Origin of the sequence: Pseudomonas sp. 18058 (assembly GCF_902706155.1) — a bacterium.
Taxonomy (GTDB): domain Bacteria; phylum Pseudomonadota; class Gammaproteobacteria; order Pseudomonadales; family Pseudomonadaceae; genus Aquipseudomonas; species Aquipseudomonas rustica.
This window is the reverse complement of record NZ_CACSJY010000066.1, coordinates 23,128-30,766: the sequence shown is the minus strand read 5'-3', so window position 1 is coordinate 30,766 and position 7,639 is coordinate 23,128. Positions and strand designations below refer to the sequence as shown.

At 59.3% G+C, this 7,639-nt stretch carries 5 protein-coding genes; 4 read left to right on the top strand and 1 reads right to left on the bottom strand.

Annotation, left to right across the window (positions count from 1 at the left end; genetic code table 11):
* Window positions 1-210 precede the first annotated feature (210 nt).
* Genes nirB through cobA form a run of 4 tightly spaced genes read left to right on the top strand, consistent with a single transcriptional unit; the run spans window position 211 to window position 6,462 of the window.
* On the top strand, window positions 211-2,664 hold the full coding sequence (gene nirB, locus GVL50_RS25095) for a nitrite reductase large subunit NirB (protein WP_159815427.1): 2,454 nt from the start codon (window positions 211-213) through the stop codon (window positions 2,662-2,664).
* Complete coding sequence (gene nirD / locus GVL50_RS25090; RefSeq protein ID WP_053118721.1) at window positions 2,661-2,978, top strand: nitrite reductase small subunit NirD; 318 nt, start codon at window positions 2,661-2,663, stop codon at window positions 2,976-2,978. The genes nirB and nirD overlap by 4 nt, the downstream gene beginning before the upstream one ends.
* Window positions 2,978-5,692, top strand: a complete 2,715-nt coding sequence (locus GVL50_RS25085) for a nitrate reductase (RefSeq protein WP_159815426.1) — start codon at window positions 2,978-2,980, stop codon at window positions 5,690-5,692. The genes nirD and GVL50_RS25085 overlap by 1 nt, the downstream gene beginning before the upstream one ends.
* A gap of 14 nt (window positions 5,693-5,706) precedes the next feature.
* Complete coding sequence (cobA, locus tag GVL50_RS25080) at window positions 5,707-6,462, top strand: uroporphyrinogen-III C-methyltransferase (protein ID WP_159815425.1); 756 nt, start codon at window positions 5,707-5,709, stop codon at window positions 6,460-6,462.
* Window positions 6,463-6,558: 96 nt separating this feature from the next.
* Here cobA and GVL50_RS25075 read toward each other — a convergent pair whose 3' ends face one another.
* Window positions 6,559-7,593 carry an OmpA family protein gene (locus GVL50_RS25075; RefSeq protein WP_053118716.1) on the bottom strand — a complete coding sequence of 345 codons (1,035 nt, stop codon included), beginning with the start codon at window positions 7,591-7,593 and terminating at the stop codon, window positions 6,559-6,561.
* Window positions 7,594-7,639: the final 46 nt, after the last annotated feature.

Sequence of the window (7,639 nt, the reverse complement as noted above, 5' to 3'; positions counted from 1 at the left end):
CCACTTGGCACAACCACTGCATTACCCCACCCAACACACACATAAAGCCCAACCTTCAACGACGAAGGCTGCGCTTCCCGAGAGAACGGGACCAGGACAAAGGCGTCCTCGCTAGGCAACTAGCGGGACGCCTTTTTTTGTTTGCGCAAAATTTCTCGAGCACGGCCTGACTGCCCACAAGAGGCCAGCCGCAGCTCCCCGGAGAACCTGATGAAAAAACTCAAACTGGTGATGATCGGCAATGGCATGGCCGGGGTTCGAACCCTCGAAGAGCTGCTCAAACTGAGCAATGAGCTGTACGACATCACCGTCTTCGGCGCCGAACCGCACACCAACTACAACCGCATCCTGCTCTCGCCGGTGCTGGCCGGTGAGCAGACCTTCGAAGAGATCGTCCTCAACGACCTCGACTGGTACCTGGAAAACCACATCAAGTTGTTGCTCAACCGCAAAGTGGTGGAGATCGACCGGGTCAAACGCCGAGTGATCGCCGACGACGGCACCGAAGCGGAATATGACCGCCTGCTGATCGCCACCGGCTCGACGCCGTTCATTTTGCCGATCCCGGGCAACACCCTGCACGGCGTAATCGGTTACCGCGACATCGCCGATACCCAGGCGATGATCAACACGGCAAAAACCCACAAACACGCGGTCGTCATCGGTGGCGGTTTGCTCGGTCTCGAAGCCGCCAACGGCCTGATGCTGCGCGGCATGCACGTCACCGTGGTGCACATCGGTGAGTGGCTGCTGGAACGGCAACTGGACAAAACCAGTGGCCAGTTGCTGCAAAGCGCCCTCGAATCCCGTGGCCTGAACTTCCGTCTGTGCGAACAAACCCAAGCCCTGCACGACGCCGGCAACGGTCGGGTCGGCTCGGTGCAATTCAAGAACGGCGACATCATCCCCGCCGATCTGGTGGTGATGGCTGCGGGCATTCGTCCCAACACCGAACTCGCGGAAAAGGCCGGCATCCCGTGCAATCGCGGGATCCTGGTCAACGACACCCTGCAAACCTACGACCCGCGCATCTATGCGATCGGCGAGTGCGCCAGCCATCGCGGCATCGCTTATGGCCTGGTTGCGCCGCTGTTCGAACAGGCCAAGGTCTGCGCCAACCACCTCGCACAACTGGGGTTCGCCCGTTATCAGGGCTCGGTGACTTCGACCAAATTGAAAGTCACCGGCATCGACCTGTTTTCCGCCGGCGATTTCATGGGCGGCGAAGGCACCGAGACCATCACCCTCTCCGACCCGATCGGCGGCGTGTACAAAAAACTGGTGATCAAGGATGACGTGCTGGTCGGCGCCTGTCTGTACGGCGATACGGCAGATGGCGGTTGGTATTTCCGACAGATTCGTGAGAATCACGCCATCGGCGAGATCCGCGATCACCTGATGTTTGGCGAAAATGCGTTAGGCGATGTAGGACATCAGGGCCAGGACAAAGCCATGGTCATGGCTGACACCGCCGAAGTCTGCGGCTGCAACGGTGTGTGCAAAGGCACCATCGTCAAAGCGATTCAGGAACACGGCCTGTTCAGCGTCGATGAAGTGAAGAAACACACCAAAGCCGCCAGCTCCTGCGGCTCCTGCGCCGGACTGGTCGAGCAGATCCTGATCAACACCGTCGGCGGCGCGGCAGACGTCAAACCGAAAAGCGAAAAAGCCATCTGCGGTTGCAGCGACCTCAACCACGGACAGATCCGCCAGGCCATTCGCGAGCAACACCTGCTGACCATCGCTGGCACCCTGAGTTACCTCAACTGGCGCACGCCGAACGGCTGCGCGACCTGCCGCCCGGCACTCAACTATTACCTGATTTCCACCTGGCCCGGCGAAGCCAAGGACGACCCGCAATCGCGCCTGATCAACGAACGCGCCCACGCCAACATTCAGAAGGATGGCACGTATTCGGTGGTGCCACGGATGTGGGGCGGCGTGACCAATCCTTCGGAACTGCGGCGGATAGCCGACGTCGCCGACAAATACAACGTGCCGATGGTCAAGGTCACCGGCGGGCAGCGCATCGATTTGCTCGGCATCAAAAAGCAGGACTTGCCCGGTGTCTGGAAGGATCTCGACATGCCGTCCGGCCATGCCTACGGCAAATCCATTCGCACGGTGAAGACCTGCGTCGGCAGTGAGTTCTGCCGTTTCGGCACACAAAACTCGACACAGTTGGGCATCGAGCTTGAGCACGACCTGTTCAACATGTGGTCGCCGCACAAAGTGAAACTGGCTGTCTCCGGATGCCCACGCAACTGCTCGGAAGCGGGGATCAAGGACGTAGGAATTATCGGCGTGGATTCCGGATGGGAGATGTACATCGGTGGCAACGGCGGGATCAAAACCGAGGTCGCCGAATTCTTCGTCAAGCTGAAAACCGCCGAAGAAGTCCGCGAATACAACGGTGCCTTCCTGCAGTTGTATCGCGAAGAAGCCTTCTACCTCGAACGCACCGTGCACTACCTGCAACGGGTCGGCATGGAGCACATCAAGAAAGCTGTGCTGGAAGACCCGGAGCGCCGCAAAGCCCTGAACGAGCGCCTGCAATTCTCCCTGTCGTTCGAACAGGATCCGTGGAAAGAACGTCTGGCCCAGCCGCAATTGAAGAAAGAATTCGACGTGATCCCGGTGAAAAATCTGGAGGTGCCAGCATGAACTGGCTCGATATCTGTGCCCTTGAAGAAATCAACGCCCTCGGTTCGCGGATCATTGCCGGGCCGAAAGGTGACATCGCGATTTTTCGCACAAGCGACGACGAAGTTTTCGCCCTCGACGACCGCTGCCCGCACAAGGGCGGACCACTCTCGCAAGGCCTGATCTACGGCAAACGCGTCGCCTGCCCGCTGCACAACTGGCAGATCGACCTTGAATCCGGCGAAGCTCAGGCGCCGGACATCGGCTGCGCGCACCATCACCCGGCGCGGGTCGAAAACGGTCGCGTGCAGTTAGCTCTGCGGGACGCCATCTGATGAGCCGCCAGACGACCGCCTCGACCTGCTGTTATTGCGGGGTCGGCTGCGGCGTGCTGATCGAGCATGACGGCGAGCGCATCCTCGGCGTCAGCGGCGATCCGGCGCATCCGGCCAACTTCGGCAAACTGTGCAGCAAAGGCTCGACGCTGCACCTGACCGGCGACCTCGCGGCCCGTGCCCTGTATCCAGAATTACGCCTGGGCAAAAGTCTGGCGCGCAGCCGCACCGATTGGGACACGGCGCTGGAACACGCCGCCAATGTCTTTGCCGAGACCATCGCCGAACACGGCCCGGACAGTGTGGCGTTTTATATCTCCGGGCAATTGCTCACTGAGGATTACTACGCCTTCAACAAACTGGCGCGGGCCTTGGTTGGCACCAACAACATCGACAGCAATTCGCGACTGTGCATGTCTTCGGCAGTGGTCGGCTACAAGCGCAGCCTCGGCGCCGATGCGCCGCCGTGCAGTTATGAGGATCTGGAGCTTAGCGATTGCGTGATGATCGTCGGCAGTAACATGGCCTACGCCCATCCGGTACTTTTCCGTCGACTGGAAGAGGCGAAATCCCTGCGCCCACAGATGAAAGTCATCGTCATCGATCCACGGCGCACCGACACCTGCGACCTCGCGGATCTGCACCTGGCGATTCTGCCGGGCACCGATGTCGCTTTATTCCATGGGATTTTGCACCTGTTGTTGTGGGAAGACTGGATCGACCGCGACTTCATCAAGGCACACACCGATGGCCTGGCCGAACTGAAAAGTCTGGTGCGCGATTACACCCCGCAAATGGTTTCGCAACTGTGCGGGATCAGTGTCGAGCAATTGCAGCAATGTGCGGAATGGGTCGGCACTTCGCCGGGTTTTCTTTCGTTGTGGTGCATGGGTTTGAACCAGTCCACCGCCGGCAGCGCGAAAAACAGCGCACTGATCAATCTGCACCTGGCCACCGGACAAATCGGCCGCCCCGGTGCAGGGCCTTTCTCTCTGACCGGTCAGCCGAATGCCATGGGTGGACGGGAAACCGGCAGCCTGTCCAATCTGTTGCCGGGCCATCGTGATGCCGCCAACCCTGAACACCGCACCGAAGTGGCAGCTTACTGGGGCGTGGATCAATTGCCCGACAGCACCGGCCTCAGCGCTATCGAACTGTTCGAGCAGGTGCGCAACGGCAAGATCAAAGCGTTGTGGATTGCCTGCACCAACCCTGCGCAATCCATGCCCGATCAAAGCTCGGTGCGTGCAGCGCTTGAGGCATGCCCATTTGTGGTGTTGCAAGAAGCTTTTCGCACCACCGAGACGGCGGCTTTCGCCGACCTGCTGTTGCCGGCCGCCAGTTGGGGCGAGAAGGAAGGTTCGGTTACCAACTCCGAACGGCGCATTTCCCACGTACGCAAAGCCATTCTCCCACCCGGTGAAGCACGACCGGACTGGGCGATTACGGTGGATTTCGCACAGCGTCTGGAGAAACGTCTGCGCCCACAAGCATCGAGCCTGTTTGCCTTCACACAGCCTGCGCAGTTGTTCGATGAGTTCAAAGGGCTGACCCGTGGCCGCGATCTGGATTTATCCGGAATCAGCCATGCCTTGATCGACCAGATCGGCCCGCAACAATGGCCCTTCCCCACAGGCGCGCAGCAAGGCACGGCGCGGCTGTACGTCGACGGTATTTTTCCTACGGCAAATGGTCGAGCGCAATTCATCGCCGACCCGTATCGCGCCGCTAAGGAACAACGAGATGCACGCTTCCCCCTGACGCTGATCACCGGGCGCCTGCGCGATCAGTGGCACGGCATGAGTCGCACGGGTACGGCAGCGCAGTTGTTCGGTCATGTCAGCGAAGCGGTGTTGAGTTTGCACCCCGACGAATTGCGTCGGCATCGCTTGCAGCCGGGTGATCTGGTCAATCTGAAAAGTCGGCGTGGCGCGGTGATCGTCGCGGTCGGTAGCGATGATAGTGTGCGTCCCGGTCAGGCCTTTCTACCGATGCACTGGGGCGATCGTTTTCTCAAGGGCGGCGTCAACAGCCTGACCTTGCCGGCGTTCGATCCTTTGTCGAAACAACCGGAACTGAAACACAGCGGCGTGCGCCTGGAAGCGGTGAATCTGCCTTGGCAACTGTTCGCACTCATCGAAGGCAATGTTCAACAGCATTTCGAGACGCTACGACCACTCTGTGAGGCGTTTTCCTACGTGAGTCTCAGCCTTGCCGGACGTGAACGATCGGCGTTGCTGATACGCGCTGCCAGCAGCGAGGCACCGGATCCACAGTTGTTGGGTGCAATCGACCGCTGCCTGTCGCTGATCGATGGCCCGGTGCTGGCCTATGACGACCCACGCCGCGCGATCGGCAAACGCGTGCGTATCGAGAACGGCCGGATCACTGCAATTCGTCTGGCCGGCGAAACCCTCGCCCAGCATTGGTTGCAAGGCCTGTGGCAGGAGGGCCGCACCGACGAGCAACTGCGCCGCTGGTTGCTCGCACCAATGAGCGCGCCGCCGGGTAATGCCGGAGCACCAATGATGACGGCGAAAACGGTGTGCAACTGCAAAAACGTCAGCCTCAACGCGGTGTGCACCGGCATTCGCCAAGGCCTCGATCTGCAAGGTTTGAAAAATCAACTGGGGTGCGGCACGCAATGCGGTTCCTGCGTCCCGGAAATAAAACGTCTGCTGGCTGCCAATGTGCAGCCGGTCGCGGTCATCTGATGAGGAAAGATTCCATGAATGCAAAAGTCTGGCTGGTGGGCGCTGGCCCCGGCGATCCTGAATTGCTGACCCTCAAAGCCGTGCGCGCGTTACGCGAAGCCGATGTGGTGCTGATCGATGATCTGGTCAATGACGCGGTGCTGGAACACTGTCCGCACGCGCGGGTTATCGCCGTGGGGAAACGCGGCGGCTGCCGTTCTACGCCGCAGGCCTTTATCCATCGCTTGATGCTGCGGTATGCCCGTCACGGCAAATGCGTGGTGCGACTCAAGGGCGGCGATCCGTGCATTTTCGGCCGTGGCGGCGAAGAGGCGCAGTGGCTGCGTGAGCGTGGTGTTGAGGTGGAATTGGTTAACGGCATCACCGCCGGACTGGCGGGCGCAACGCAGTGCGACATCCCGCTGACACTGCGCGGTGTCGCGCGCGGCGTGACGCTGGTGACGGCGCACACGCAAGATGACAGCGAGTTGAACTGGCAGGCGCTGGCGCAGGGCGGCACGACACTGGTGGTGTACATGGGCGTGGCCAAACTCGACGAGATTCGTGATCAGCTATTGGCCGGAGGAATGGCAGCGGATACGCCGGTGGCGATGATCGAAAACGCTTCACTGCCTCATCAACGTGAATGCCGGAGTGTTCTGACGGCAATGAGCGAAGCGGCCTACAGATTTCAATTGAAGAGCCCTGCGATACTGGTCATCGGCGCAGTGGCAGGGTACGCAAAGGATCAAATGATCGCAGTACGCGAACCGCACGCGGTCTCAATGTAGGAGCTGCCGAAGGCTGCGATCTTTAAAACCTGAAACTCAAATCGCAGACAAAGAAAAGCCCGGCCTAAGCCGGGCTTTCCTCAGAGCGGCAGCTAATTACTTAGCTTGAGCTTCAACCTGCGCTTCTACGCGACGGTTTACAGCGCGGCCAGCGTCAGTTTTGTTGTCAGCAACTGGGCGGGATTCGCCGTAGCCAACAGACTGAACGCGGGACGATTCAACACCGTACTGGTTGGTCAGAACTTGCTTAACGGCGTTTGCACGACGCTCGGACAGTTTCTGGTTGTAAGCGTCAGGACCGACGGAGTCAGTGTGACCTTCAACAGTAGTGGTGGTGGATGGGTACTGCTTCATGAAGTCAGCCAGGTTCTTGATGTCGCCGTAGCTGTTGGTTTTAACAACAGATTTGTCGAAATCGAACTTAACGTCCAGCTCAACACGAACAACTTCAGCAACTGCTGGGCAGCCGTCAGCGTCAACAGTTACGTTGGCTGGGGTGTCCGGGCACTTGTCAACGTTGTCGCAAACGCCATCGTTGTCGCTGTCGGAGCAAACTTCAGCTGGTGCTGGAACTGGAGCAGCAGCAGGCTTGGAGCCGCCACCGAAGTTCACACCGATACCGACGCTTGGAGCCCACTCGGTGTCGCCTTTGTCGATGTTGTACTGAGCTTCAACGCCAGCACGGGCGTAGAAGTTGTCAGTGAAGTACAGCTTGGCGCCGCCACCAACGTTAGCGAAGGTCGAACGGTCACGGCTGTTCGAACCGTTCTGGTCGATGCTCTGGTCGGAGAAACCGGCCGAGACGTATGGACGCAGCATGTCGCCTGGGTTGTTGAAGTGGTACAGAGCGTCCAGAGCGGTGTTAGCGCCTTTAACGTTCTTGCCGTCGTCGGAACGCACGTTGTGCACTTCGTCGTAGCCCAGACGCAGTTCAACGTCGTCGGTCAGGAAGTAACCGATCGAACCGCCGAACAGGTTGCCGTTGTTCTTGAAGTTACGAGCGCTGTCGAATTGTTCTTTCTTAGCGAAGCCTTCGATTTCAACTGCGCCTTGGCCTTGTGCCAGAGCGCCGAACGAAGTGGCAGCAATAAGAGAACCAATGGCCAAGCCCAAGGTGTTTTTCAGTTTCATCCGTTAAATCCCCATCTGGTGATTGTGAAGCAGTCCCGCAAACCGG

What these genes read in the sequence shown, in the direction of transcription:
- cobA (WP_159815425.1), top strand. Translation starts at nt 5,707, where the DNA reads ATGAATGCAAAAGTCTGGCTGGTGGGCGCTGGCCCCGGCGATCCTGAA.
- nirB (WP_159815427.1), top strand. Translation starts at nt 211, where the DNA reads ATGAAAAAACTCAAACTGGTGATGATCGGCAATGGCATGGCCGGGGTT.
- nirD (WP_053118721.1), top strand. Translation starts at nt 2,661, where the DNA reads ATGAACTGGCTCGATATCTGTGCCCTTGAAGAAATCAACGCCCTCGGT.
- GVL50_RS25075 (WP_053118716.1), bottom strand. Translation starts at nt 7,593, where the DNA reads ATGAAACTGAAAAACACCTTGGGCTTGGCCATTGGTTCTCTTATTGCT.
- GVL50_RS25085 (WP_159815426.1), top strand. Translation starts at nt 2,978, where the DNA reads ATGAGCCGCCAGACGACCGCCTCGACCTGCTGTTATTGCGGGGTCGGC.